At 67.0% G+C, this 25,712-nt stretch carries 28 protein-coding genes and 1 tRNA gene; 17 read left to right on the top strand and 12 right to left on the bottom strand.

Annotated features, from left to right (window positions below; genetic code table 11):
* Positions 1-6 precede the first annotated feature (6 nt).
* From H6G99_RS07820 to H6G99_RS07800, 5 genes are all read right to left on the bottom strand, one after another.
* The gene (locus H6G99_RS07820; protein ID WP_190610893.1) at positions 7-639 is read right to left on the bottom strand and encodes a prepilin-type N-terminal cleavage/methylation domain-containing protein; all 633 of its coding nucleotides are present in this window, start codon (positions 637-639) and stop codon (positions 7-9) included.
* Between the two features lies 1 nt (position 640).
* Entirely contained in the window at positions 641-1,246 is a 606-nt protein-coding gene (locus H6G99_RS07815) for a type IV pilin protein (RefSeq protein WP_190610892.1), read from the bottom strand.
* Entirely contained in the window at positions 1,243-1,863 is a 621-nt protein-coding gene (locus H6G99_RS07810; protein WP_190610891.1) for a hypothetical protein, read from the bottom strand. Before H6G99_RS07810 ends, H6G99_RS07815 begins: the two co-directional genes overlap by 4 nt.
* A complete protein-coding gene (locus H6G99_RS07805) occupies positions 1,863-4,595 on the bottom strand; it encodes a type IV pilus modification PilV family protein (RefSeq protein ID WP_190610889.1) in 2,733 nt (910 codons plus the stop codon). Before H6G99_RS07805 ends, H6G99_RS07810 begins: the two co-directional genes overlap by 1 nt.
* An 84-nt stretch (positions 4,596-4,679) precedes the next feature.
* Positions 4,680-5,093: a PilZ domain-containing protein gene (locus H6G99_RS07800; protein ID WP_158219557.1), complete on the bottom strand. Its 414-nt coding sequence runs from the start codon at positions 5,091-5,093 to the stop codon at positions 4,680-4,682.
* Between the two features lie 114 nt (positions 5,094-5,207).
* Here H6G99_RS07800 and rseP point away from each other — a divergent pair, with 114 nt between their 5' ends.
* The 4 genes from rseP (at position 5,208) to H6G99_RS07780 (ending at position 9,583) form a co-directional block, all read left to right on the top strand.
* The gene (gene rseP / locus H6G99_RS07795; protein ID WP_190610888.1) at positions 5,208-6,296 is read left to right on the top strand and encodes an RIP metalloprotease RseP; all 1,089 of its coding nucleotides are present in this window, start codon (positions 5,208-5,210) and stop codon (positions 6,294-6,296) included.
* A 1-nt stretch (position 6,297) separates the two neighbouring features.
* Entirely contained in the window at positions 6,298-6,945 is a 648-nt protein-coding gene (gene nth, locus H6G99_RS07790; protein ID WP_190610886.1) for an endonuclease III, read from the top strand.
* Positions 6,946-7,020: 75 nt separating this feature from the next.
* On the top strand, positions 7,021-7,323 hold the full coding sequence (gene rpsN, locus H6G99_RS07785; RefSeq protein WP_043325519.1) for a 30S ribosomal protein S14: 303 nt from the start codon (positions 7,021-7,023) through the stop codon (positions 7,321-7,323).
* A gap of 130 nt (positions 7,324-7,453) precedes the next feature.
* Positions 7,454-9,583: a polyribonucleotide nucleotidyltransferase gene (locus H6G99_RS07780; protein WP_094586153.1), complete on the top strand. Its 2,130-nt coding sequence runs from the start codon at positions 7,454-7,456 to the stop codon at positions 9,581-9,583.
* A 37-nt stretch (positions 9,584-9,620) separates the two neighbouring features.
* Here the strand turns inward: H6G99_RS07780 and H6G99_RS07775 are convergent, their stop codons facing one another.
* Positions 9,621-10,553: a 3'(2'),5'-bisphosphate nucleotidase CysQ family protein gene (locus H6G99_RS07775; protein ID WP_190610884.1), complete on the bottom strand. Its 933-nt coding sequence runs from the start codon at positions 10,551-10,553 to the stop codon at positions 9,621-9,623.
* Positions 10,554-10,585: 32 nt separating this feature from the next.
* Between H6G99_RS07775 and rsmI the strand changes: the two genes are divergently transcribed.
* Together rsmI and H6G99_RS07765 are read left to right on the top strand one after the other, a co-directional pair.
* Positions 10,586-11,440: a 16S rRNA (cytidine(1402)-2'-O)-methyltransferase gene (rsmI, locus tag H6G99_RS07770; RefSeq protein WP_353617196.1), complete on the top strand. Its 855-nt coding sequence runs from the start codon at positions 10,586-10,588 to the stop codon at positions 11,438-11,440.
* Positions 11,441-11,464: 24 nt separating this feature from the next.
* Positions 11,465-11,704 carry a hypothetical protein gene (locus H6G99_RS07765; RefSeq protein WP_094586156.1) on the top strand — a complete coding sequence of 80 codons (240 nt, stop codon included), beginning with the start codon at positions 11,465-11,467 and terminating at the stop codon, positions 11,702-11,704.
* A 4-nt stretch (positions 11,705-11,708) separates the two neighbouring features.
* Here H6G99_RS07765 and H6G99_RS07760 read toward each other — a convergent pair whose 3' ends face one another.
* Positions 11,709-12,608: a hypothetical protein gene (locus tag H6G99_RS07760; protein WP_190610880.1), complete on the bottom strand. Its 900-nt coding sequence runs from the start codon at positions 12,606-12,608 to the stop codon at positions 11,709-11,711.
* A gap of 83 nt (positions 12,609-12,691) precedes the next feature.
* Between H6G99_RS07760 and H6G99_RS07755 the strand changes: the two genes are divergently transcribed.
* The 5 genes from H6G99_RS07755 to H6G99_RS07735 all read left to right on the top strand — a co-directional run bounded on the left by H6G99_RS07755 (position 12,692) and on the right by H6G99_RS07735 (position 17,552).
* Positions 12,692-12,765, top strand: a tRNA-Arg gene (locus H6G99_RS07755).
* A gap of 87 nt (positions 12,766-12,852) precedes the next feature.
* Positions 12,853-13,086 carry a hypothetical protein gene (locus H6G99_RS07750; protein ID WP_190610879.1) on the top strand — a complete coding sequence of 78 codons (234 nt, stop codon included), beginning with the start codon at positions 12,853-12,855 and terminating at the stop codon, positions 13,084-13,086.
* Positions 13,087-13,090: 4 nt separating this feature from the next.
* Positions 13,091-13,609, top strand: coding sequence for a type II toxin-antitoxin system VapC family toxin (locus tag H6G99_RS07745; RefSeq protein WP_199297067.1), 519 nt, complete (start codon positions 13,091-13,093; stop codon positions 13,607-13,609).
* 652 nt (positions 13,610-14,261) lie between these two features.
* Positions 14,262-16,376, top strand: coding sequence for an MAC/perforin domain-containing protein (locus H6G99_RS07740; protein ID WP_190610877.1), 2,115 nt, complete (start codon positions 14,262-14,264; stop codon positions 16,374-16,376).
* Between the two features lie 36 nt (positions 16,377-16,412).
* Positions 16,413-17,552, top strand: a complete 1,140-nt coding sequence (locus H6G99_RS07735) for a hypothetical protein (RefSeq protein ID WP_190610875.1) — start codon at positions 16,413-16,415, stop codon at positions 17,550-17,552.
* Positions 17,553-17,593: 41 nt separating this feature from the next.
* Here H6G99_RS07735 and H6G99_RS07730 read toward each other — a convergent pair whose 3' ends face one another.
* Together H6G99_RS07730 and H6G99_RS07725 are read right to left on the bottom strand one after the other, a co-directional pair.
* Positions 17,594-17,998 carry a YccF domain-containing protein gene (locus H6G99_RS07730; RefSeq protein WP_190610873.1) on the bottom strand — a complete coding sequence of 135 codons (405 nt, stop codon included), beginning with the start codon at positions 17,996-17,998 and terminating at the stop codon, positions 17,594-17,596.
* A gap of 44 nt (positions 17,999-18,042) precedes the next feature.
* Positions 18,043-18,417, bottom strand: coding sequence for an ArsR/SmtB family transcription factor (locus tag H6G99_RS07725; protein WP_190610872.1), 375 nt, complete (start codon positions 18,415-18,417; stop codon positions 18,043-18,045).
* A 52-nt stretch (positions 18,418-18,469) separates the two neighbouring features.
* Between H6G99_RS07725 and H6G99_RS07720 the strand changes: the two genes are divergently transcribed.
* From H6G99_RS07720 to H6G99_RS07700, 5 genes are all read left to right on the top strand, one after another.
* Positions 18,470-19,510: an ArsJ-associated glyceraldehyde-3-phosphate dehydrogenase gene (locus H6G99_RS07720; RefSeq protein WP_190610870.1), complete on the top strand. Its 1,041-nt coding sequence runs from the start codon at positions 18,470-18,472 to the stop codon at positions 19,508-19,510.
* Between the two features lie 7 nt (positions 19,511-19,517).
* Positions 19,518-20,801, top strand: coding sequence for an organoarsenical effux MFS transporter ArsJ (arsJ, locus tag H6G99_RS07715; protein ID WP_190610868.1), 1,284 nt, complete (start codon positions 19,518-19,520; stop codon positions 20,799-20,801).
* A gap of 79 nt (positions 20,802-20,880) precedes the next feature.
* Positions 20,881-21,327: a DUF3598 family protein gene (locus H6G99_RS07710; protein WP_190610866.1), complete on the top strand. Its 447-nt coding sequence runs from the start codon at positions 20,881-20,883 to the stop codon at positions 21,325-21,327.
* The gene (locus H6G99_RS07705; protein WP_190610865.1) at positions 21,327-22,292 is read left to right on the top strand and encodes a histone deacetylase family protein; all 966 of its coding nucleotides are present in this window, start codon (positions 21,327-21,329) and stop codon (positions 22,290-22,292) included. Before H6G99_RS07710 ends, H6G99_RS07705 begins: the two co-directional genes overlap by 1 nt.
* A gap of 44 nt (positions 22,293-22,336) precedes the next feature.
* Positions 22,337-22,873 (top strand): hypothetical protein, encoded by a 537-nt coding sequence (locus H6G99_RS07700; protein ID WP_190610863.1) that lies wholly within the window; start codon positions 22,337-22,339, stop codon positions 22,871-22,873.
* Positions 22,874-22,902: 29 nt separating this feature from the next.
* On the opposite strand, the gene H6G99_RS07695 is transcribed toward H6G99_RS07700, so the two are convergent.
* On the bottom strand, positions 22,903-23,073 hold the full coding sequence (locus H6G99_RS07695) for a hypothetical protein (protein WP_190610862.1): 171 nt from the start codon (positions 23,071-23,073) through the stop codon (positions 22,903-22,905).
* 340 nt (positions 23,074-23,413) lie between these two features.
* On the opposite strand from H6G99_RS07695, the gene H6G99_RS07690 reads away from it, so the two are divergent.
* The gene (locus H6G99_RS07690; RefSeq protein WP_190610860.1) at positions 23,414-23,752 is read left to right on the top strand and encodes a PilZ domain-containing protein; all 339 of its coding nucleotides are present in this window, start codon (positions 23,414-23,416) and stop codon (positions 23,750-23,752) included.
* A 7-nt stretch (positions 23,753-23,759) separates the two neighbouring features.
* On the opposite strand, the gene H6G99_RS07685 is transcribed toward H6G99_RS07690, so the two are convergent.
* Together H6G99_RS07685 and H6G99_RS07680 are read right to left on the bottom strand one after the other, a co-directional pair.
* The gene (locus H6G99_RS07685; protein WP_190610858.1) at positions 23,760-24,497 is read right to left on the bottom strand and encodes a pentapeptide repeat-containing protein; all 738 of its coding nucleotides are present in this window, start codon (positions 24,495-24,497) and stop codon (positions 23,760-23,762) included.
* 5 nt (positions 24,498-24,502) lie between these two features.
* Positions 24,503-25,450: an HAD family hydrolase gene (locus tag H6G99_RS07680; RefSeq protein WP_190610856.1), complete on the bottom strand. Its 948-nt coding sequence runs from the start codon at positions 25,448-25,450 to the stop codon at positions 24,503-24,505.
* Positions 25,451-25,712: the final 262 nt, after the last annotated feature.

Genomic DNA, 25,712 nt, shown 5'->3' with positions numbered 1-25,712 from the left:
CGTGGGTCAGCGGATGTAGTGCGCGGCGCCGGCGGCCACGCTGATCGTCTGGTTCCGGGTGATGGCGTAGGTGGGCACCGCCAGGGTGACGGCGATCGTCGCCGAGCGGCAGTCGGCCGACACGGTGGGGGTGAAGGCGGTGACGCCATCGAGCACCACAGCGTTGTTCTGGTTGCTGGCGACGGTGGGGTCGAGGCGGCCGCTGGTGAGGATGCGCGGACCATCCCTGAGCACCCGGCCGGTGCCGGCATCGAAGCGGTAGGTGATCACCCGCTCCACCGGGTCGGCGTTGGCCACATCCAGGGGCACCAGCAGGCTGAAGTTGGTGGCCGGCCCGGTGACCGTGGCACAGCTGAGCGGGGTGGCGAAGGTGCCCGGCACGCAGGCGGTGTCGTTGGCGGGAGGCGTGCCGGCCTGCATCCGACAGGCCTCGACGGCCTCGGAATTGAGCAGGTAGTTGAACTTGCTCAGATCCCGCTGCAGCTGCACCGACCAGATCGTGGCGTTGGTGGAATTCAGGTGCGAGACGATCACCGAGGCGGCGGCGGCCACCGCGATTCCCCCCAGGACCGTGCCGATCAGCAGCTCCACCAGGGTGAAGCCCGAGGGGCGTACGGGGCGTAGGCGGGTTCGGTTCATGTCAACGGACGCTCCAGGCGGTGCAGTCGGTGTTGGGGTTTCCGGTGGCGTTGTTGCGACCCATGCGCTGGAGGCCGAGGGTGCCGGAGAGCCGCACGCAGCGCACCGGCACCTGGCCGGCCACGCTGATGCGCACGCTGATGTCGGTGGCGGCGCTGCCGGCATTGACGGCAGGTGCGGTGGTGCTGATCGCCCCGCGGGGGGTGAACCACCACTGCAGGGTGCCCGTGGTGGTCAGCGTCGTCGCCACCGACGCGGCCACCTGGAAGTTCTGGTTGATGTTGATGCCCGGCAGTCGTACGTCAGCCTCGGTGGCGCAGTTGGTGGGGTTGACGGAGGCCAGCACCGCCCCGGGCGCCAGGGTGCCGGTGTTCACGGTCACGCGACAGCTGACGCCGTTCTGCTCCGGGGAGCGGGAAATCTGATCCAGCCAGGCGGCGAGCTCCACCGTGGCGGCGTTGGCGCGCTCGCGGCGCCAGCTGTCCTGGGAGACGGTGAACAGCACCGAACTGACCACACCGATGATGGCCACCGTGACCATCAGCTCCACCACCGTGAACCCACGGGCAAGGCCAGCGACGGGTGCCTTCGGCAGGAGCGCTCTCATGGGCACCAGCGGGCCATCGGCGGGGTGATGTTGGCCACCCGGGTCACCCGGGCATTGACCGTGTCGGTGTAGATGACACGGATGGTTCTGTTGGCCTGGGCGGCGGCGGTCCGGGTCACCCCTGCGGGCTGGGCCAGGGCATTCACCGCCGTCACCAGGGGGTTCAGGAAGGCCCCGCTGGCGCAGAGCTGGTCGACGGCAGCCCGCTCATCGGAGGTGGCCGGACTGGTGCCGACGATGGTGGCGGTGGTGGCCGGGTCGTCCCGCTGGGGATAGAAGTAGCGGGAATCGAGCGGATTGTTGGTGGCGCAGTTCGCGGTGGGGCCGAAGGTGGTGGGCGGCGTCACGGTGCAGACGGAGGAACAGCAGGTGAGCCGTCCGCTGAGCTGCTTGATCTCGGCGAGCTGGGAATCAATCTCCCGATCCATCGTCACCACCCGGCGGGCTTCCGCCGACGACCGGTTGACGCTGGTGAGCACCACCGCCGTTCCGGAAACGACAATCGCGAGCAGGATCACCAGCACCAGGGGTTCGACGATCGTGAAACCCCCGGCCCTCCAGACCCGGGGCTGGCGGGCCCACACCCTGGAGGTTCCGTGGCGCGCCGGGGCGGCCATCACTGGTAGTTGCGGGAGGAGGAGACGGCCCGCGCCACCCAGTCAACGCCGGTCCACTGGACGTAGTCGGGGTTGAAACCGGTGGAGAACGCCGCCGACAGGCCCACCGAGGAAGACGGCGGAATCCGGAAGTGGAAGGCGCCGCAGGGCCGGAAGCTGCTCACCCAGATCCTGCCGTTGATGCTCCAGTTGTTGGGGTTGGTGGCGAAGCCCGGCGGATCAACACCGGTTTGACAGCCATCGGACCTCAGCCGCAGGTTGCCCCAGGGTAAGTAGAACCAGGCACGGGAGATCTTGCCTGTGGCCGTTCCGGTGGCGGCCATGGTGATGAATTGCTGGCCGGGCGTTCCGGTCAGGGAGCCGTTATCACGTCCGAAGAAGTTGAGGCGATCGGGAACCCCCACATCCGAATAGGGATCGGAATCGGGGATCTCTGTAGTGCAGTTATCGGAAAGGGTGGCGCAGCGGAAATGCTGGATCGTGGCCGTGTCGCTGGTGGAGATCAGCGGATTTCCGAACGTGGAACCGCGGATGTCACCGGTCTGGCTGTAATAGAAGGAGATCGGCCCACCGGTGGTGTCCATCCTCACGCCGCCACCGCTGTTGAGGTTGATGAGCGGTCCGACGCAGTGGAACCCAGGCAGGACGGTCTGGGGGGAGGTGGTGGTGTATTCGCAGAAGCTGTTCACCCCGCCCCGAGGGGCCAGCTGCACGTTGTCGATGGTGACGGTTTCATCGGCCGCGAGGGCCGTGGTGTTGATGAAGCGGATGCGGGTGTTTGCACCCACGTTGGCCGGCTGAATGGGACTGGTGATGTAGGTCCTGGCTGTATTGGCACTGTTGGTCGTGATGGTGCCGATGTCAGCCCAGGTGGTGCCGTTGCTGGACGCCTGAACGGTGATGGTGTCAGCTGTCGACGAATCAAAGTTGAAAGCGATGGCCTGGAACTTCAGGCGAGGCCCGGAATTCTCGAAGCCGGTGAGATTGATGCCACGGCTGACACTGACCGCGTTGGCGGTAGTGGATTTGCCATCGACGCTGCCAATGCGCAGTGCGTTGCTTGAGGCGCCGAAACTGGTGGCTGCTGCGATGCGCACCTTCCCCACCGTGGTGCTCTGCGCGCCATCGGCCGGATCAACTTCCACCCACGGCCCCAGCACCGCCCCTGAACTGGGGTTGAGCCACTGGGCGGTGGCGGGGGTGATGTTGGTGTTGCCGGTGTTGCCGGAATAGGTGCCGGCATCGAAGTTATCGGCGATGCGATCATCCGACACATTCTCCCAGGACGTGCTGGTGCACGTGGCGAGGGTGCAGACCTCCACCCTGGGGCGATTGACAGCCGTGGGAGTGGTGGGGGTGTTGGTGCGGAAGGTGAATCGCCATGCCGCCCCCGAGCTCTGCAGCTGCATGAGCGGGTTGGGGTTGAAGGCATTCAGCGTGACGCTTGCCGTCGAGGTTGACGTGTTGGTCAGAGCACTGGCAGGGAAGTTGTAGTTGCTTCCGATCGTGGCGGCCGCCCAGCCGTTGGGACTCCAGGTGTAGTAGTAGTTGCCGGCGGTGGTCTCACTGCCGATCGTCGGCAGGGCGATGGTGCCGGGGATGATGGGAATGCCGGAGATGCTGCGGCCCAGCTTGTCGCTGGCGGTGCCGCACTGGGGGCAGTTGATGTTGCCCCACCAGCTGGCATCGTCGGGAGTACCGAGCGCGGCGCTGTTCACCGATTTGCTGTTCGGCGCTACCCGCCAGTTGGCGCGGTCGAAGGTGGTGTCGCCCTTGTTGACGATGCCGATCATGCTGGTGATGTTCACCACCTGGTTGGCCTTGTTCACCGTGGTGAACCGGTCGTTGGCCCAGTAGGAGAAATGGGTGCCGCCGTTGATGCCGGTGATCAGGCCGAACTCGACGCCGCAGGCCCGCTTGTCGGAGCCCAGGTTGGTGGCCGCGTTGGAGCCAAAGGAGGCCCCGCAGCACTTGGGCAGCACCTCGAATTCACGGGTCACCGTGGCGGTGGCCACGGCTGTGCCCCCCCGCATCACACGCCCCTGGACCTCGACGGTGATGAAGCCCCCGTTGGACCCCGGCAGGGCTGCGCCGGTGCCGTCGGGGTCGTCGAGGTTGATCAGGTCGCTGAAGTTGCCGGTGAAGCTTGGTCCCACCGTGGTCACCCCGCCGGTCTTGGTGGAGGCCACCGAAATCGCCCGGCGGTTCGTATTGCCGGAGGGACCGGCCGAGTAGGTGACGCGCACCAGGGCGAACTGGCGGTCGCCGCTGTTGGTCTTGCTCGGATCGGCCAGATCGCGGAACTCACCGTCGCCGAAGCTCTTGGCCTGGGCCGTGGGCTGGCCGGTGCCGCCTGGCCTGGTGGCGGTGCCGTCGGTGGTGACGCAGGGGCTCTGAAGGGTGGTGGTCGAGCCGGCCCAGGTGTTCATCGCCTGGCCCGACACCAGCAGCTTGCGGTTCTGGGGCTGGTTCCAGGTGGCGATGATCTCGTCGATGCCGGCCTCGGCGGCGCTGCGTGCCTCACTGCTGGAGCCCTGTTCGCGGCTGCCCAGAAGGTTGCTGGCCACCAGGCTGGAGAGCCCCACGGTGCCGACCACCAGGGCCAGCAGCACCAGGATGCCGGCGAACATGGAAAAACCCGCCTGACCTTGGCGCCGCTTCGGCGCGGTGGTCAGCAGGTGGAGCAGAAATCTGGCGTTCACGGCAGGACCGACGGTGGGCTGAACATCCATGCAGCCGATCCGGAAATCCTAAGCACGGAGGGCGCAGGCAGCACGGGGCTGCGGAAGGGTCGGCAACGATTTCGCCCTCCGGGCTCAGCCGTCGACGCTGCCGCGCGTCTGCAGGGTCTGGTCGAAGTACTGGTCGAGCATGGTGCCGGGCAGCAGGGGGCCATCGCTGAACGCCAGCCCGACCAGGGTGTTGTAGCTGCGGCTGTTCACCCACTGGACCCGCGCCGGCAGGGAGACGCTCTGGTGCTGCTCGTAGTCGCTGATGTCGAGCAGCACCTCCTCATCGGCCGTCACCTCGAGGGATCCCCGGCGCACCACGCAGGCGCCCGTGCGGCTGACGTCGCCCACCGTCACATAGACCGTGCGGCCCGTGGACAGCCTGATGCTGGCCGAGACACCCCCGGGCAGGGCGTGGCGCAGGGAGGTGCGCAGTTCTTCAGGCTCTTCACCGGTCGGTTGCTCACCGGCTGGTTGCCCACCGGTCTGTTGCTCGGCCATGCAGGCAGACCCGCCCATCGACAAAGGCATGCTATCCCTCCCCTCCGGCAGCGCCAGCGTCCCGGTGCCGCGGCGGTTCCCGCAGAATGGGGCCAAATAGAGCCGGAAAACTGAATGGGTGTACTGACGGCGCTGGCGATCCTGGCGGGCCTGATCGTGGTGCACGAGGCCGGCCACTTCTTCGCCGCCACCTGGCAGGGCATCCGGGTCAGCGGGTTCTCGATCGGCTTCGGGCCCGCCCTGATCCAGCGCAAGCGGCGCGGCGTCCTGTTCGCCCTGCGGGCCATCCCCCTGGGTGGTTTCGTGGCCTTCCCCGACGACGAGGACGACAGCACCATCGCCGCCGACGATCCCGATCTGATGGGCAACCGGCCCCTGCCCCAGCGGGCCCTGGTGATCGCCGCCGGCGTGATCGCCAACCTGCTGCTGGCCTGGAGCGTGCTGCTCGCCCAGGGGCTGGTGCTCGGCATCCCCTCCGGCTTCAGCACCACCCCCGGTGTGGTGGTGGCCGCCGTGCAGCCCGGCCAGGCGGCGGCCGGCTCCGGCCTCCAGCCCGGCGATCGCATCGTGGCGGTCGATGGCACCCCCCTGGCCGGCGGCCAGGACGCGGTGATGGCCCTGGTGGAGCGCATCAAGGACGCCCCCGGCCGCACCCTGCGCCTGCAGGCCGACCGCAACGGCACCCTCCTGCAACTGCCCCTCACCCCCACCGACATAAGCGGCATCGGCCGCATCGGCGCCCAGCTGCAGCCGAACGGCACTGAATCCTTCCGGGCACCCACCAGCCCGCTGGAGCCGATCCTGCAGGCCAACCACGACTTCATGGTGCTCACCCGCCGCACCGTGGAGGGCTTCGGCACCCTGCTCACCCACTTCGGCGAAACCGCTCCGCAGGTGTCGGGGCCGGTGAAGATCGTCGAGATGGGGGCCTCCCTGGCCAGCCAGGGGGGCAGCAGCCTGTTCCTGTTCACCGCCCTGATCTCGATCAACCTGGCGGTGCTCAACGCCCTGCCCCTGCCCCTGCTGGACGGCGGCCAGTTCGCCCTGCTGCTGCTGGAGGGGGTGCGGGGCCGGCCCCTGGCCGACCGCTACCAGATGGCCTTCATGCAGTCGGGCTTCGTCTTCCTGGTGGGCCTTTCCCTGGTGCTGATCGTCAAGGACACCAGCCAGCTGCCCGCCATCCAGCAGCTGCTCAGCCGCTGAGGTGCCCCGCTTCCCCAGCCCCCGCACCCGGGCGCCCCTGATCCTCGAGCGGCTCGGCGTCCTCTACCCGGAGGCCACCTGCTCCCTCGACTGGCGCACCCCCTGGGAGCTGCTGGTGGCCACCATGCTCTCGGCCCAGTGCACCGATGAGCGGGTCAACAAGGTGACCCCGGCCCTGTTCGAGCGGTTCCCCGATGCCGCCGCCGCCGCCGCCGTCGAGAGCGACGCCGTGGAGCCCTACGTGCAGTCGACCGGCTTCTACCGCAACAAGGCGAAGCACATCGTGGCCGCCTCCCGGCTGCTGATGGAACGCCACGGCGGGGACGTGCCGGCATCGATGGAGGAGCTGCTGCCCCTGCCGGGGGTGGCCCGCAAGACCGCCAACGTGGTGCTGGCCCACGCCTTCGGCATCAACGCCGGCGTCACCGTCGACACCCACGTGAAACGGCTGGCCAACCGGCTCGGCCTCACCCGCCACAGCGACCCGAAGAAGATCGAACCAGACCTGATGAAGCTGGTGCCGCGGCCGGAGTGGGAGACCCTCTCGATCCGGCTGATCTTCCATGGCCGGGCCGTCTGCGTGGCCCGCAAGCCCCGCTGCGCCGGCTGCGGCCTGGCCGACCTCTGCCCCAGCCACCCGGGCCCCTGACCCGGGTCGGCCTGGCTGGACGGGGCGGGCCAGACGGTACGATGGCGGGCTGAAGTTTCCCCCTCCTCCGGCCGCATGGCGAAGAAGTCGATGATCGCGCGTGACGTGAAGCGCCGCAAGATCGTGGAGCGCTTCGCAGCGCGCCGTGCTGCCCTCAAGGAGGCCTTCGATGCGGCCGGCGATCCGATGGAGCGCCTGGAGATCCACCGCAAGCTGCAGTCGCTGCCCCGCAACAGCGCCCCCAACCGCATCCGCAACCGCTGCTGGGCCACCGGCAAGCCCCGCGGCTACTACCGCGATTTCGGCCTCTGCCGCAACCAGCTGCGCGAGCGCGCCCACAAGGGTGAGCTTCCCGGCGTGGTCAAGTCCAGCTGGTGAGCCGGGGGCTCCAGCTCAGCCGCCGCAACGGCTTTCGGTCGCATCAGGCGCCCCGCGAGGGCGCCTTCTTCATGGCCTGGAACGGCGGATGCGAGAATGGTCGGCGACAACAAAACGGACATAACGCCCAGTGCAAGGACACACTCAGTCGATCTCCTTCGATGGTCGGGAGATCCGGCTGACCAGCGGCCGATTTGCGCCCCAGGCCGGGGGCTCGGTGATGGTGGAATGCGGCGATACAGCGATTCTGGTCACCGCCACCCGCTCGAAAGGCCGGGAAGGCATCGATTTCCTGCCGCTGATCTGCGATTACGAGGAGCGTCTCTACGCCGCCGGGCGCATCCCGGGCAGCTTCTTTCGCCGTGAGGCCCGCCCCCCCGAGCGGGCCATCCTCACCTGCCGCCTGATCGACCGGCCGATGCGGCCCCTGTTCCCGGGCTGGCTGCGGGACGACCTGCAGATCGTCGCCACCTGCATGTCTCTCGATGAGCGGGTTCCGCCCGACGTGCTCGCCGTGACCGGCGCTTCGATGGCCACCCTGCTGGCGAAGATCCCCTTCATGGGCCCCATGGCCGCCGTGCGCGTGGGCCTGCTGGGTGACGACTTCGTGCTCAACCCCAGCTTCCGCGAGATCGAGCGCAGCGAGCTCGACCTGGTGGTCGCCGGCACCCCATCCGGCGTGGTGATGGTGGAAGCGGGCGCCAACCAGCTGCCCGAACAGGACGTGATCGAGGCCATCGACTTCGGCTACGAAGCCGTGGGCGAACTGATCCGTGCCCAGCTGGCCCTGCTCAAGGAGCTCGGCATCGAGCAGGTGCTGCCCGAGGAGCGCAGCGAAGACCCCGCCCTGCCCGAGTTCCTGGAGAAGGAATGCGCCAAGGGCATCGGTGAGGTGCTCAAGCAGTTCGGCCAGACCAAGGCCGAACGGGACGAGAAACTCGACGCCATCAAGGCCGAGGTGGGCGAGAAGATCGCCGCCCTCGGCGGCGAGGACCCGATCAAGGTGGCCGTGAGCAGCAACGGCAAGCTGCTGGGCAACACCTACAAGGGCCTCACCAAGAAACTGATGCGCCAGCAGATCATCGTCGAGGGCAAGCGGGTCGATGGCCGCAGCCTCGACGAGGTGCGTCCCATCCAGGCGGCCGTCGGCGTGCTGCCCAAGCGGGTGCACGGGACGGGCCTGTTCCAGCGGGGACTCACCCAGGTGCTCTCCTGCGCCACCCTCGGCACCCCGAGCGACGCCCAGGAGATGGACGACCTCAACCCCATCAGCGAGAAGACCTACCTGCACCACTACAACTTCCCCCCCTATTCGGTCGGTGAGACGCGGCCGATGCGCTCCCCCGGTCGGCGGGAGATCGGCCACGGCGCCCTCGCCGAGCGGGCCCTGATCCCCGTGCTGCCCTCCAAGGAGAGCTTCCCCTACGTGCTGCGGGTGGTCTCGGAGTGCCTCAGCTCCAACGGCTCCACCTCGATGGGCTCGGTCTGCGGCAGCACCCTGGCCCTGATGGACGCCGGCGTGCCCCTGGCGGCTCCGGTGAGCGGCGCGGCCATGGGTCTGATCAAGGAGGGCGAGGAGGTGCGGATCCTCACCGACATCCAGGGCATCGAGGACTTCCTCGGCGACATGGACTTCAAGGTGGCCGGCACCGAGAAGGGAATCACCGCCCTGCAGATGGACATGAAGATCTCCGGCCTGGCCGTCAAGACCATCGCCGACGCGATCAACCAGGCCCGTCCGGCCCGGCTGCACATCCTCGGCAAGATGCTCGAGGCCATCGACAAGCCCCGCGACGTCCTCTCCCCCCACGCCCCGCGCCTGCTCAGCTTCCGCATCGATCCGGAACTGATCGGCACGGTGATCGGCCCCGGCGGCCGCACCATCAAGGGCATCACCGAGCGCACCAACACCAAGATCGACATCGAGGACGGCGGCATCGTCACGATCGCCAGCCATGACGGCGCCGCCGCCGAGGAGGCCCAGCGCATCATCGAGGGCCTCACCCGTCGCGTCAGCGAAGGGGAGGTGTTCAACGGTTCGGTCACCCGGGTGATCCCGATCGGTGCCTTCGTCGAGATCCTGCCCGGCAAGGAGGGGATGATCCACATCTCCCAGCTCTCCGAAGCCCGGGTCGAGAAGGTGGAGGATGTGGTCAACGTCGGCGACCAGGTGACGGTGCGGGTGCGGGAGATCGACAACCGCGGCCGCATCAACCTCACCCTGCGGGGCGTTCCCCAACAGGAGCCGGCGGCGGTCTGATCGCTGCGGGGGCCTGGCCGTGCGGCCGGGCCCCCGCTCAGACGGCGAAACCCGGATCGATCAGCGCCATCGCCGCCGCCGCCCGGCGGCAGAGATCGGCGTGGGCCGGGCCGTGGCTGGCGATCAGGCAGCCCGCCTGGCGCACGTCGCCGCTGTTGTAGGTGAGGGGCCGGCCATCGGCATGGCTGAAGGCGCCGCCGGCGGCGACCAGCACCGCCTCCGGGGCGGCCATGTCCCAGTCCTTGGGGGCACTGCGGCCCGACAGGGAGATGTAGAGGTCGGCCTCCCCCCGCAGGATCGTGGCCACCTTGCCGCCGACGCTGCCGATCGCCGTACTGCGGGCCGGCCGCAGCTGGGCCAGCAACTGCTCCAGGCGGTCGTCGCGGTGGTTGCGGCTGGCCACCAGCACCAGCTCCTCGCCGCGGCCGCTGAGGGTGGCGGGGGTGCGCTCACCAGCCCGGTTCTCGCGCCAGGCCTCACCGCCCGTGCCGGCGTCGCCCGCCCCCACCAGCCCGAACCAGAGCTCCTCCGGCTCCGGCAGCAGCACCACCCCCAGCACGGGCCGCTGGTCGTGCACCAGGGCCAGGTGGACGGCGTACTCGCCGGTGCCCTGCAGGAAGTCCTTGGTGCCATCGAGCGGATCGAGGATCCACAGCCACTCGGCGTCCAGGGGCTGGCCCGGCACCAGCATCTCGGCGGCGGTCTCCTCGCTCAGCAAGGTCCAGCCCGCGGCCGGGAAGGCCGCCGCCAGGCCGTCGAGCAGCCAGCGGTTGACCGCCAGATCCGCCGCCGAGACCGGCCCCTCGCCGCCGTGGTCGACGCTCATGGCCGGCGGGAAGCCGTAGGGGGGCTGCTCGCCGCGGGCATAGGCCCGCAGGATGTCGGCCGCCCCCCAGGCCAGCCGGCGCAGTTCCGCCAGCAGGGGCTCACGGCCGACGCCGTCGGGCAGGGCGAAGGAAGACGGCATCATGGAGACCGGAAAACGGCATTGTGCAGGAATCAGTGCAGGAGCACGAACCCGCCGCCGGCGTTCTCTATCTGGTGGGCACCCCCATCGGCAACCTCGACGACCTCTCCCCCCGGGCCCGGCGGGTGCTGGCGGGGGCCGACCGGGTCGCCTGCGAGGACACCCGCCGCAGCGGCCTGCTGCTGCACCACCTCGGCATCAAGGCGCCGCTGCTGAGCTTCCACCAGCACAACCAGACGGCCCGCATCCCCCAGCTGCTGGCGGCCCTGGAGGCGGGCGAAGCGATCGCCGTGATCAGTGATGCCGGCCTGCCGGGGGTGTCGGATCCCGGCCAGGAGCTGGCGGCCGCCGCCCGGGCCGCTGGGCGCCAGGTGATCTGCGTTCCCGGCCCCAGCGCCGTCACCACCGCCCTGGTGAGCAGCGGCCTGCCCTCGGGCCGCTTCTGCTTCGAGGGCTTCCTGCCGCCGAAGGGCGGCCCCCGACGCCAGCGGCTGGAGGCCCTGGCCGCCGAGGAGCGCACGATGGTGCTGTTTGAAGCCCCCCACCGGCTGCTGGCCCTGCTCGAGGACCTGCTGGCGGTGCTCGGCGACCGGCCCCTGCAGGTGGCGCGGGAGCTCACCAAGCGCCACGAGGAGCAGGTGGGCCCCACGGTGGCGGCGGCCCTGGCGCACTTCCAACGCACCCCGCCCCAGGGGGAATGCACCCTGGTGTTGGGCGGCGCCCCGCCGGCGGCGGCCCCCGTCTGGGACGAGGCCGACCTGCGCCGCGCCCTTGGGGAGCTGGTGGCGGGCGGCCTCAGCAACCGGGAAGCCGCCCGCACCCTGGCCGAGCGCAGCGGCCACAGCCGCCGGGACCTCTATGCCCTGCTGCACCGCGAGCCGTCAGACTGAGGCAGCCGGCCCTGCGACCCCCCGATGCTTCTGCGCCTGCGCCTCCTGTGCGGCAGCCTGCTGGGCGGCACCCTGCTGCTGACCCTGCTCTGCCTCGGGGCCCAGAACCTGGAGGTGCGGCCCCAGCTGCGCTTCGGCTTTGCCCGCAGCGCCCCGCTGCCGGCGGGCTTCATCGTGGGCGTGGCCCTGGTGCTGGGGGTGATCAGCGGCGGTGCCAGCGCCGCCCTGCTGCTGCCCGGCAACGGCCCGGCCGACGAGGGCTGAGGCCTCAGCTGCCGGGAAGGGCGTAGAGGGAACCCTCGATCACCACCCGGCTGATGCCCTGGGCCAGCAGGTAGGGGGCGGTGAGCTCGAACACCTTGAGGTCGGGCACCTTGATCACCCGCTGGGTGCGGCCGCACTGGCGCTTGGCCTGGCGGGGGTTGAGGAACACCACCAGGGCCTGGCGCTCCAGCTCGGCGTCCGGCAGCCGGCCCAGCTCCGGGAACTCGCTCAGGGGCCGGGCCTGCAGTTCCACGGTCTTGTCGACCAGCATGTAGGCGCTGGAGGGCAGGGCGGCGCTGGCCAGGGGCTGGAGCCGGCCGTCGGCCCCCGCCGGGGCGCCGTCATCGAGCAGCACCACGGGGATCGGCTGGAAGGGATTGATCGACCCGTCGGTGCCGTCGTCGGAGCCCTCGTCGTCGCCGTCGTCGCTGGTGAGCAGATCGTCGTCATCGGCACCGAAGTCGTCGGCATCCTCGATGGCCAGCACCGCAGGACCGTCCTCCGCCACCGCCTCGGCACGCGCCGGGGCCGCCACCGTCAGGCGGCGGGGCGGGGCGGGGATGGTCCTGCGTGCCGTGGTGGTGGTCGCCTCGGGGGCGGGCTCCAGGGCGGGCTCCGGCTCAGCCGGCGCTTCCGGCTCGGGGGTGCTGATGGCGAGGGCCGTCTGCAGGGCTTCCGGGGCGGCGGCCGGGTCGCCATCACCTGTGGCTGTGCGGCTGCGCCGGCGGGAGCGCTCCGCCTTGAGGCGCTCGTACTCCTCGTCGCCGAGCTCCGTGCGAACGACGCGGATGACCGTGTTGGCGCTGCAGCCGTAGCTGTCCGCCAGCTGCTGGCTGCTGGAACCCTCCCGGAATCGCCCAACCAGCTCGGTTTTCTGGCTGTCGCTGAGCCGGGTGGCGGCCATGGAACGGTTCAAGCGCGGTCGTCCACTGTAGGGGGGGCTACCGGAGTGGCCTGGCCGCCGAACGCTGGCACAATGCGCACCGTGCTCCCTTAGCTCAGCTGGATAGAGCAGCTGCCTTCTAAGCAGCCGGTCGATGGTTCGAATCCATCAGGGGGCGTTGGCAGAAACGGGTGGGGATCCTGGGCTTCAAGCCCGATCAAGCCACGTAGAGTTGTGTATCTACTGTTAACCGGCGCCGACTGGCATGGGCGCCTTGGCCTCCTCCCAGCCCCCTCCTCCCGGGTCCGGTCACCCGCAGCCCGGCCTGCGGGAAGGTGACCCGATCGAAATCGTCGTCGGACCCGACGGCCGACTGAGCCTGGAGCCCCTGCAACGGCTGGACCGCCGTGCGCTGGCCGCCGACCTGCGCCAGCTTCAGGCCACCATGCCGATCACCCCTTCGGTGATCGAACCGTGCCGGGCCCAGGAGCGCTGGTGAGGCCATGCCCGCCGTGATCTACCTGGACACCTGCGTCGTGGTCGCCCTGCTGAACCCGGAAGCGTCCAGCCCACGGGCACTGGAATGGCTGGAGCAGTGCCGCGACACGCTGATCAGCAGCGACTGGCTGATCACCGAAACCCACAGCGCCCTGGGCCTCAAGCAGCGCCACCACGGCCTCAGCCCGGAGGCCCGCACCGCCGCAGGAGAGCATGTCGAGCGACTGCTGCAGGATCCCGCTCTCGGCTTGCGCGCCGGTGATGCCCTGCACCTGGCGGTGGCCCTGCAAAGCCGTTGCTCCCAGCTGGCCAGCTTCAACGGCCTGATGCGACAGGCCGTCGCCGCTCTGGGCCTGGCTCCAGTGCTGGACTGGCGCCGCACCGGCACCACCTGCAGGCCAGGCGGAACAGGTGGTCGGCCACAATATGCAGCCGCAACACCGCTCCTACCCATGTCGGCCAGTTCCAGGCGAACTCCTGCCCTATCCGCTTCCTGGCCTGGATGGATGGGGCGCCGCCCGTAGGGCGGACGGGGCAGGCGACCGGCTCCTTCAGGGACGACGGCGTCTACCCCCTTTCGGCTGGAGCGGTCAATCTGGTGGGTGGGAGAGCCGCAGCAGGCTGCCATGCATCGATCCATGCTCAGAGCTCGCCAATGGCTTGGCCTCCGATGTAGCCAGAAGCAGATCCAGGGAGCCGGCCACGAGGGCCTCGTTGAGCAGCCAGTTTCGGTTGATGGAGACCGTGGTCGGGTGCCACAGCGGGGCATCGGAATTGCGCCCGACAAACCATCCAAACAGCAGGTCGTCGTCCGCCTGTTCCTACGGCTGAACAGAAGCCTTCGACTACGACATACGCTCGGAGTGAATGCCATGATCACTTGCAGCATCAGGGCCAGCGACAGCGGCTCCCGTGGAGATGCAGATAGAGAACAAAGGGCCGGTTCGCTCCTGCTGGCCGCACATGCTCTCAGTGACGAAGAAAACATTTTGCCGCGGCTGGCCTGCTTTTTCAGCAGCCTCCTATACACAGCGATCGAAACACTGCGACAGGAGCTGCGCCGCTTTGCCGGGAGCAACCTGACACAACCCATCAACACGTTACAGCTCACAACAATGACAGAGAGGCCAGCGGACAGTCACATCATCATTCTCGTTATTCGTCCAATAGGCGACCATGACAACAAGTCCTGCCCAGGGCCAGCCTCAAGAAGGGGATGGATTCTTTCCCGCTGGCCTTGTTTATCAACAATATCGCCACGCCATTCGCGATTTTAAGTCACAACCACAAAAGCTCGACATTCCAGATGTTGACATATCCAAACACGGCACGTATCAATCCTATCCTTATTATACCTTCCTTGAAGACAATGGCCAAAAGTTCATCGTATCAGATGGGCGCCTATTGGGTCAGCTTACACTCATCCCAGGTCCGGGTTTTCGATATAGGAAAGATGGCAAAACTAGACAGCAGATTGCCAAGTACAGGGTCGATATTCTACGCAGCGATGGCGGAGCTATGCCGAGTCCAGGTACGACGATCCTGTCGTTTAATGACCCGGCCTGCGGCGACGAGGTGGAAGGCTTCTTGATCACCAAGACTGACCCCACCGGAACGGACATCAGCGAGACTGACCATTACCCTGATCTTCCCTCAGGCAGTAACTCCCTCAACTGTTATCGCTTGAAGAAGCCGACTCCGGACGAAGTTCTGGATCATGACATCTCACCTTGGGGCAGCTCCTTCACACCTCAGGATCATTACGAGCCACTCTACTATCTGACCGGAAGCTGGAATGTCACAAAGCTCCGCTATATTGACTATCAGCATGAAGCTACTGAAAGGATTGATTTGTTTGCTTTGCCACAAAAGCCCTCCAGAAATTGGTGGAAAGCAACAGGTGCGCTTTCCATGCCTTGGGGCTGGTTTTTCGACCTCACAGATTACAGCAGCGATGACACTCTAACAACCATGATTAGCACGAGCCGCGATCTCATGAACGCGATGAAGCGAACCACCGGCTTCAATATTTCTGGCTCCGTTGACGTCAGCTACGGCATTGCTGAAGCTGAAGCATCGTTCAGCTACAACAGCACCGATGCAAATATGACGAAGTTCAACAACATGCATGCGGACAAGACTGCATTCACCCTGAGCCAGTACAGTCACACTGAATACGCTATAGTGGTCAATAAGATTGACCTGCCTTTATCCAACAACTTCCAAGAAGCGATTGGACTTCTACAGGATGACCTAGTGGCCGGCACGCTGTCAGGCCAAGTCCTGACTGACTTTTTGGACACCTGGGGCACGCATTATGCATATGCCGTTACCTACGGTAGCCAAGGTACGGGCACATACTCCCTTTCCGAGGATCAGATGAGCAAGATGGTGGAGCAAGGTGTGAATTATTCACAAGCCTGGCAAGCGAATGCCAAAGTCAAGGTCATGGGATCAGGTGGCTCCATCGGCGGTGGCTCCTCAAGCGCAACCGACCAAGAGATGCAGAGCACCTTCTCGGACATTGTCCAAGACAGCAAGGATCACTACATCTGTACTGGAGGAGCCAGTTGTGAAAAAGGCGGAAAACCAACGGGCGACCCCAAGGTTCCCATCTACCTGGACCTGCGGCCCATCTCGCAACTTTTGGGCCCACCTTTTTACCATGACCCGGAGGACTCAAAGATTGTTCTGGAGCTTCGCGATCGTGTCCATGACGCTATCCAAGCATACGCGTTCGTCAAGCTGCCGGAAGGCTCACCCGCTTACGGGATATTCAAGATAAAGCTTCAACCACCAAGCTATCGGATCGACATTAAAGATTTTTGGGTTGGTAACCTTAAGTGGGGAGAGATAAATCTTTCTGTTGACTCTGGCTGCAAACTCATCCCGAAATCCAACTTCACTCACTTAGCGTCTGATCCCTCCGCCCTCGCAGCGAACTTCAATGATGGCCTTCCTGAAGCGCTTCTTTTCACCGAAGGTAATACCATCACAATCAACGTCACTTACAGTCTAATTTCTTGGGATTACTTTAATACCATTTCCAGACAAGGTGGAACAGGACCTTCGGAAGAGGGGCAAGCGGCCCCTTGGAATGGATCATTCTTACCGCTAACAATCTCAGTCTCGAGCCAGCACGCCCTGGAATCCTTCGAGTTGGCTGGAAGCACTTCACTCCCAATTGCGTATGGGGCTGAGGGCGGTTATGGCGGTAGCGTATTCACCCCGACGCTCCAATTGACAATTGAGTCTGTGAATCTCGGTTCATTACTCGGCGTCACGAAGTAACTTTGATAACAGCCATCCAGACGAGGAACTTCCATCATGATCAGCTCGGTTAATTTCATCGCTAAAATCAAAGATGCGTTCCAATCTAAGATCATTATCTATTTATCGCCTGCTGATACGTCAGCAGAGCAAGCGACAGGCATTCAACTTGAACATCAAGACAATTCCAACAATGATGACGTTTCGCCGCTCGTGCTGTCCCCAGAAAACGGAAACATCTCAAGCGACGAGCTTAACAAGGCAGTTAGCTGGCTCAAAGAAGTTGCGAACCCAGCAGAGCCTGAAGAGCAGGAAGCCATCGGGGCTTTGAGCACCTTTGGCCAAGACCGCGCAGACGTATCTAAACTTCTTAAGGATCTTGGCTTCCGTGAGGTACCTTTGGACGAACAACAGAGTGGACTTTTCACCGCAGGAGGTTCTCAGGTAGGGGAGATCCAGGGAGGCAAAAATGCTTCACAAGGTGAAGTGTTCGACAGCGTGATGGATGCCGTGTCTGAGCAGTGGATCGCCGACGGAAGGCCTGCGGCTGTTCCTGCCAGCTTCGCCAGACAATCCTCATTGATCTCTGACGCCAGAATGGAGAGCATGATTGGCGCCTTGGGGGAGACTATTGGGGATGACCAGAAGCTATCTAGTAACATTAAAAAAGAATTGAATCAAGACACCGTTGGCAAACTGTATCTGGCCGTCCTAGAACGTACCCCTAGTTCCGACAAGCAATCATTTCCCGTCACAGAACTTGCCACCATGCTTAATCAAGCGGGCATTCCAGATCCGGATGTAACCGTCAATGATGGGAAATTAGATAAAGCGAAGAGTGCTTTAGGCTTTGGCACGCTCACTGTTCGTTCTGGAAAGGAAGTTTTAGCTGTCATTCCGTATAATTCAAGAACCCAGAGCATTGGAGGAAGAGGAGCCGTTGCATTGCGAGATCAACTAGGGAAACGCGTTGAGACACTCACGAAAACCCAAGCGGTCTTTCAAGAGGCCGCTAAGCAACTTGCTGCTGTCGAGTCATTCGTGAATATCCGATGGGCGGACCCATGGGAAGACCCCACTTCGACCGAATCGACCGATCCTCCACCGCCCGATCCAGAACAACCAGGAACGACGGATCCAGAGCATTCAGAATCGGGGGGAGGAACCAGCAACCCCCAGAACGAGCAGGGGGGGTAACCCTCGATCCGACCAAGGGCTCCGTGGCCTTGACCCCTCCCTCAGCGCCGCACCGGCACCACCTGCATGCCGATCGGCGCCAGGGCGATCAGGGCCAGCTTGATGTGCTGGATGCCGAAGGGGATGCCCACGATCGACACGAAGCAGGCCAGGGCCGAACTGAGGTGGCCGATCGCCAGCCACCAACCGGCCAGCAGGAACCAGATCACGTTGCCGACCAGGCCCAGCGGACCGGTGCCGAAGTCCATGCGGCCGGTGAGCTCCCGGCGGCTGACGGCCTCGTAGCCGAACGGCCAGAAGGAGAAGTTGCCGATCACGAAGCAGGCCCGGGCCCAGGGGATCCCCACGATCGTGATCGCCGCCACCAGGCCGGCCAGCCACCAGCCCAGGCCCATCACGAAGCCGCCCAGCAGGAACCAGAGCAGGTTGAGCAGGAAGCGCAGCATGGGGAGAGCCGGTGCTGCGCTCCAGCATGACGCCGCTGGGTCCTTCAGCCGCAGGGTTCGGCCGGGGCCGTGCAGCTGGCGGCCAGGGCGGCGAGCCAGCCCCGCAGGCGCTCCAGGGCCTGGGGCTGCAGGCGGTAGTACACCCAGCGGCCGCTCTGGCGGTCGGCCAGCAGGCCTGTTTCCTTCAGCACCTTGAGGTGGAACGACAGCTTCGACTGGGCCAGGCCCAGGTCGGTGGTGAGGTCGCAGACGCAGCGCTCACCGCCGCCGAGGGCTTCGATCACCTGCAGACGGATCGGATCGGCCAGGGCCCGCAGCAGCAGGCGCGCCTCCTCGGCCTCCAGGGGGGCCGGCGCACTGGCGATCGGCCCAGAAGCGCCGGGGGTCGGCGGAGCGACAGGAGTCCTTAACCCGGCCATAAATCAATCAACTTTGGTTGATGCAAGGGTGGGGCCAGTCAGGGCAAGCGCTGTGAGGATCGGCATCAACGGGTTCGGGCGGATCGGTCGCCTGGTGTTCCGCGCCCTCTGGGGGCGGCCGGGCCTGGAGCTGGTTCACGTTAATGACAGCACCGGGGACGCCGCCGGCGCTGCCCACCTGCTGGAATTCGACTCGGTGCACGGCCGCTGGAGCCGGCCGGTGGCAGCCGAGGTCGACGGCGGCGGCTTCACGGTCGACGGGAGCCGCGTTGGCTGGTCGCGGGGCAGCGATCCGGCGCTGGTGCCCTGGCAGGAAGCGGGGGTGCAGCTGGTGCTCGAGTGCAGCGGCAAGGTCAAGACCCCCGAAACCCTCGCCCCCTACCTGCACCAGGTCGGCGTGAAGCGGGTGATCGTGGCCTGCCCGGTGAAGGGCGAGCTGGACGGCATCGAAATCCCCAACATCGTCTTCGGGATCAACCACGGCACCTACGTGCCGGAACGGCACCGGATCCTCACCGCCGCCTCCTGCACCACCAACTGCCTGGCGCCGGTGGTGAAGGTGGTGCACGAGAGCTTCGGCATCCGCCATGGCTCGATCACCACCCTGCACAACATCACCAACACCCAGGTGGTGATCGACAGCTTCAAGAGCGATCTGCGCCGGGCCCGCTCCTGCAGCCAGAGCCTGATCCCCACCACCACCGGCTCGGCCAAGGCGATCGGGATGATCTTCCCCGCGCTGCAGGGCAAGCTCAACGGCCACGCCGTGCGCGTGCCCCTGCTCAATGCCTCGCTCACCGATGCGGTGTTCGAGCTGGAGCGCCAGGTGACGGTGGAGGAGGTGAACGGCGCCTTCGCAGCGGCGGCGGCGGGCCCCCTGCTGGGCATCCTGGGCTACGAGGAGCGGCCCCTGGTGTCGGTGGATTATCTCAACGACAGCCGCAGTTCGATCGTCGATGCCCTCTCGACGATGGTGATCAACGGCACCCAGCTGAAGGTGTACGCCTGGTACGACAACGAGTGGGGCTACAGCTGCCGGATGGCGGATCTGGCTTGCCATGTGGTCGCCCTGGACGCCGCCGGGGCGGAGTGAGGGGCCGATGCTTCCGACCCTCTCCGGCCGGCCGCTCACGGCCCTGCAGCAGTACGCCATCGTCACGGCCAACTACTGGTGCTTCACCCTCACCGACGGCGCCCTGCGGATGCTGGTGGTGTTCCACTTCCGCTCGCTGGGCTACAGCACGCTGGAGATCGCCTTTCTGTTTCTCTTCTACGAGTTCTTCGGCATCATCACCAACCTCTGCGGCGGCTGGCTGGGGGCCCGCTTCGGCCTGCGCCTCACCCTCTGGACCGGCACCCTGATGCAGGTGGCGGCCCTGCTGATGCTGGTGCCCGTCGCCGACAGCTGGCCGAAATGGTGGAGCGTGGCCTACGTGATGGTGGCCCAGGCGCTCAGCGGCATCGCCAAGGATCTCAACAAGATGAGCGCCAAAAGCGCCATCAAGTCCGTGGTTCCGGAAACCCCCGACGACCACGACAAGGGCGAGAGCCAGCTGTTCCAGTGGGTGGCGATCCTCACCGGCTCCAAGAACGCCCTCAAGGGGGTGGGCTTCTTCCTCGGCGGCCTGCTGCTGGCCACGATCGGCTTCAACGCCGCCGTGGGCGCCATGGCGGCGGGACTGTTCCTGGCCTTCCTGCTGACCCTGGTGCTGCCCGGGGAGATCGGCCAGATGAAGCAGAAGCCCGCCTTCCGCTCCCTGTTCTCCAAGTCCCCCGGCATCAATCGCATCTCCCTGGCCCGGTTCTTTCTCTTCGGCGCCAGGGATGTCTGGTTCGTGGTGGCCCTGCCGGTGTTCCTGCAGACCACCCTCGGCTGGCGCTACTGGGAGGTGGGCGGCTTCATGGGCCTGTGGGTGATCGGCTACGGCCTCGTGCAGGGATCGGCCCCGGCCCTGCGGCGCCGCTGGGGCCAGACCGCGCCGCCGGGCGTCTCCGCCGTGACCTTCTGGAGCGGACTGCTCACCGCCATTCCGGCCCTGATCGCCATCGCCCTCTGGCGCGAGGTGGGGAATCCCGGTGTGGCCGTGGTGGTGGGACTGGCGGCCTTCGGGGTGGTGTTCGCCATGAATTCCTCGATCCACAGCTACATGATCCTGGCCTACACCGATGCCGAATCGGTGAGCCTGAACGTGGGCTTCTATTACATGGCCAACGCCGGCGGCCGCCTGCTCGGCACGGTGCTCTCGGGTGCCCTGTTCCTGGTGGGCGGCCTGCAGGCCTGCCTGTGGAGCTCGGCCCTGCTGGTGGGTCTGGCCTGGCTGGTGAGCACCCGGCTGCCGGCGCCGCCACGGCAGGCCCAGAGCCGACCCCTGGCCATCGGCTGAGCGCTGACCCCCGAGCGCAGCCCGCGCCGGCGGGGCTGTTGTCGCCATGCTGGATCCCGTTGTCCCGTCGGCCATGCCCTTGAGCGCCCCGCCCCGCCAGAGGTTGCTGGAGGCGAACGGCGGCTGCTGGGAGGGCCTGTTCCACCGGCTCGACCCCGACGGCCGCGAGATCGAGCGCTTCCCCACCCGGCTGCGGGTGAGCGATGAGGACGGCACGATCGAAGCCGCCCTCACCTACCTGAACACCGGCCGCGTCGTGCCGATGCGCTTCAGCGAGCCGCCGGCGGCGATGCAGATCAGCGATTCCGGCCACTGGAGCCTGGGCATGGACCGAATGGGACCGTGGCCCTGGATCGCCGAGCTGTGCGTCGTCCACGGCGAGCGGCGCCGGCGCGTGGTGCTGCGCCATGGCGTGGAGAGCCTCGGATCCGAGAGCATCGAATCGGGGGACGCCGGCGGCCCCCTCTGCCGGATCGAGCGTCGCTACACCCCCTACGGTCTGCTGGAGCCGCTGTCGCCGGACTGATGGGGCCTCCGCTGGTTTACCACCCGGCCTACGCGGTCCCCCTGCCCAGCGGCCATCGCTTCCCGATGCAGAAGTTCCGGCTGCTGAAGGAGCGGCTGGAGCAGCTGGAGCTGGCCCGCCCGGAGCAGATCCACCAGCCCCTGCCGGCGCCGCGCCGCTGGCTGGAGCAGGTGCATGGCCGCCAGTACCACGAGGCCTTTTCCCGGGGGCTGCTGACCCCCCAGGAGGTGCGCCGCATCGGCCTGCCCGTGTCGGAGCCCCTGGTGCGGCGCAGCTGGCTGGCGGTGGGGGGCACCGTGCTCACGGCCCGGCTGGCCCTGCGCCACGGTCTGGCCTGCCACCTGGCGGGCGGCACCCACCACGCCTTCCCCCTGCACGGCAGCGGCTTCTGCATCTTCAACGACTGCGCCGTGGCGGCCCGGGTGCTGCTGGACGAGGGCCTGGTGCGGCAGGTGCTGGTGGTGGATCTGGACGTGCACCAGGGCGACGGCACGGCGGCGATCTTCACCGGCGACCCCCGGGTGTTCACCTTCTCGATGCACGCCGCCAGCAACTTCCCCCTGCACAAGCAGACGGGCGACCTCGACCTGGCCCTGGAGGACGGCGTCGGGGATGACGCCTACCTGCGGACCCTGGAGCGGACCCTGCCGGATCTGCTGGATCAGGTGCGTCCGGATCTGGTGCTCTACAACGCCGGCGTCGATCCCCACCGGGACGACCGCCTCGGCCGGCTGGAGCTGAGCGACGACGGCCTGTACCGGCGCGACCGACTGGTGATCGATGCCGCCCTGCGGCGCCGCCTGCCGGTGGCCACCGTCATCGGCGGGGGCTACGACGACCTGGCGGCCCTGGTGGAGCGCCACACCCTGGTGGTGAGGGCCGCCGCTGGGCTCGCCCGGATCCACGCCACCGGCATGGAGCTGTCACGTCCGGTCACAGATGGCCCCCGCCCCGGTCAGGGCTGAGTCATACGGGGGCGGTTTCCTGGTGGGGCCACGGAGCTTCGACCATGATCAGCCGTTCCTCCCGCCTGCTCCACGCCGCCCTGGTGGTGGTCTGCGGCGCCGGAATCGTCTACGCCCCGGTCCAGGCCCAGACCTCCCTGACCGTGCCCCTGGGGCAGTCCGGGTACTACGGCCGGATCAGCATCGGCAACCAGGCCCCACCGCCGGTGCTCGGCTACGGCCCAGTGATCGGCTGGCAGCCCTTGGGCAGCGACCGCTGGAACCCGTCCGCGATCGAGCCCATCTATCTGAGGGTGCCCCCCCAGCAGGCCCGCGACTGGGGCCGCTACTGCGCGCTGTACCAGGCCTGCAACGTGCCGGTCCTGTTCGTCCAGGACGACTGGTACCGCAACACCTATGCGCCGAAGGTGCGGGCGGCCCAGGCCAGGCAGGCCCGGCAGGCGGCCCGGCAGGCCCGGCGCGCCGCGGAGGCACGCGATCGCTGGCGTGCCTCCCGTGAGCAGGGGAAACGGCTGGTGACGCCCGACGGCCGCGTCTACGTGCTGGAGAAGCGGCGCGACAGTGACGACGACGACGATTGAGTCAGCGCCGGCCGTGGCCGCCGCCCGACTCAGCGGCGGCCGAGCAGGTCCTCCCAGGTGAGGGGATGCTGGGCCGGGTCGTGGCGGTGCGGCCTGGCCGCCAAAGGGCAGCAGGGGTAGGCATGGGGACCGCGGCCGGAGACGGCGGGGCCGGGGATGGGGCGGGTCGCGGCGGAGGGCCGCCTGGAGAGGGTGTTCATCGGAAAGGTGGACAGGGGGATATGGATCTCGCACCGGGAGACTGCCGATCCCCCGCGGGGAATCGCACACGGCAGTCGATGTTGGACCTTATGGACCGACGTTGGACCTGGTGGACCGACCCCAGGAAGCGCGGGGCGGCTCGGTGCTGGCTCCGACGAAGGCGAACAACAGGTTCGCCGGCTTCTGCCGGATCGTTTCACCCTAGCCGATGCTCTGGCGGCCCCATCGCGGCAGATCGCAGAAACCAGGCGAAGAGGTGGTGACGCAGACAACAACCGGACCTAGAATTGGCACTACCCCTGTTCGCGCTTCATGGCAGGGGCGTGCCGTGCCCGTTTCATGCCACAGGATCAGCATCCCGAAGGGAAGCGTGCCAGCACACGGCACCACGTCCCTGTCGGCGTCTCGGTGAGCCTCACCCTGGCCACGAAGCAATCGGTGTTCGTCAATCTCCGCGATGTCAGCGAGCAGGGGGCCTGCGTGCTGCGTCAGGGCAGCCTGGACGTTCAGGAGGACGACACCGTCATCTTCGAAGCCCGCAACTACGACGCCGGCTCGAAGGTGACCCTGCGCTCCAAGGTTCGCTGGGTGCGAAACACCGGCTTCAACACCTACGTGGGCCTTTCCTTCCTCAACGCCTCGCTCCCCCAGGACGCCCTCACCAGGCTGGTCGCCTGAACCAGGATCAGCCCTCCTCGGCGCCCGCTTCAGCCTCCTGACCCGGTAGCGGACCGTCCGTGAGCGTCCGGCTGAGCTGGGCGCCCCGAAACTCCGCGCCATCGACCCTGGCGCCCCGCAGATCCGTCCGGCTCAGATCGGCCCCGGTGAAGTTGGCCCCGCGCAGATCGGCGCCACGAAAATTGGCCCCGCTCAGATCGGCGCGGCTGAAATCCGCCTCGGCCAGATCAGCGCCGTGGCAATCGGCGTTGCGCAGCACCGTGCCGGAGAAGTTGGCACCGCGCCAACGGCTGAACGGGATCCTCAGACCTTCGAGATCCACGCCCCCCAGATCGAAGCCGTCCTGCCAGAGGCCATCGGCGGAGAGCATCTCCAGGGCCCGCAGGCGGCCCAGGCTGTTGGAGGCCCCGGCCTGACGCTGGGCCAGCAGCAGCTCGAACATCTCCTGGTGCTCTTTCTCCTTGCGCTGCCCGGCTTCGAGCAGATAGAAGATCGCCGCCGTGACGATGCTGAACGATTCGACCGTGCCGACGCTGATGATCTCCAGGAAATTGCTGGTCAGGCAATCGGCCTGGCCGGCCTTGGCATAGCAGTTCTCAAAACGGTTGACCACGGCCAGCAACGCAAAGGACAGCGCGGCGGCCATCAGGACCCGGAAACCGAAGGAGCGGTCCAGCAGCCGGAAGAACGGCGATTCACGCCGCCGCTTCTGGCGTGCGTACCAGGTGGAGGAGGGCCTGCGCATCCGGGTCAGTCCTGGGTTGGAGGTGAGGGGAAGATCCGGTCCCAGTCACGCCGCAGGCTGACCAGGCTCCAGTCGTGGCGCCCGGCCAGCTCCAGGCCCTGATCCAGGCGGCCGAAGGGGGAGGCGCGGTCGTAGGCCACCTCCCGCTCGCCGTCATCGTGGTGCAGCAGCAACCCCAGCCGCTGGCCGGGACCGGCGGTGGTCCAGCGCAGCATCGCCAGGTCGCCGTCGGAGTTGCCGAAGGCCGCGATCGGGCGCCGGCCGATGGCCCGTGCGATCCCCACCGGCTTGGCCTCCCCGTCGTTGATGGAATCGACCATGGCTTCGCGCCAGACCGTCGGCTGGCCGTTCTCCTCGCCGTAGCGCAGCTGCAGCGTCGAGCCGATCACCCGCTCCGGAGGGATGCCGTAGGTCTCCTCGGCGAACACCCGCACGAACTCGACACCGCCACCGGTCACGATCCAGCTGCGGAACCCCCTGGCCCGCAGGAGCGCCAGCAGTTCCAGCATCGGCTGGTAGACGAGCCCGGTGTAGGGCACCCCCAGCCGGGGATGGAGGGCCTGCCGCAGCCAGGCGCGGGCCAGGTCGCTGAAGGCCGCGTCGGTCATGCCGGCGTGGGTGATCGCCGCCAGCTCCAGCAGCCCTTCCAGGCCGTGGCCCATCAGGGCCTTGATGTCGTCGTCCAGGGCCGCCGCCACCAGGGGATGGCGGGCCAGCTCGGGGCGGTCCGCCACCAGAGTCCGTACGCGCTGGAGGGCGAAGGCCAGCTGCACGTACATCGGCTGCTCCGACCAGAGCGTGCCGTCGTTGTCGAACACGGCGATCCTCTCCTGGGGCGCCACCCAGGCGGGGTCCCCGGGGGTGCTGACCGCCAGGGCGAACGCGAGCAGGCGTCGCTTGACGCTGCCCTCGCGCCAGGAGGGCAGGGGATCGGGGCCAGCGTCAGCGGTCATGGGGCGAAGGCTGGGGCTGGAGGGAAACCGCCGGCAGCGGAGTTCCGCCGGCCCACGCTGGCACAGCGACGGAGAAGCCCAGCCTCGCGCAGCCGGATCGCGTCGCCATGAAAAAACCCCCTGCTTACGCAGAGGGTTCGCCGTATACGGAAAACCGGAGGGGCTGGATCAGCCGATCGCCGGGGCGGTCAGGGCCACGGGGGTGGCGCTGGCAGCAGCCAGGTCGAGGGGGAAGTTGTGAGCGTTGCGCTCGTGCATCACT

It is taken from the genome of Synechococcus sp. FACHB-909 (genome assembly GCF_014698945.1).
Taxonomy (GTDB): domain Bacteria; phylum Cyanobacteriota; class Cyanobacteriia; order PCC-6307; family Cyanobiaceae; genus Cyanobium.
The sequence above is the reverse complement of the archived record's forward strand: the minus strand, read 5'-3'. Positions and strand labels throughout refer to the sequence as shown.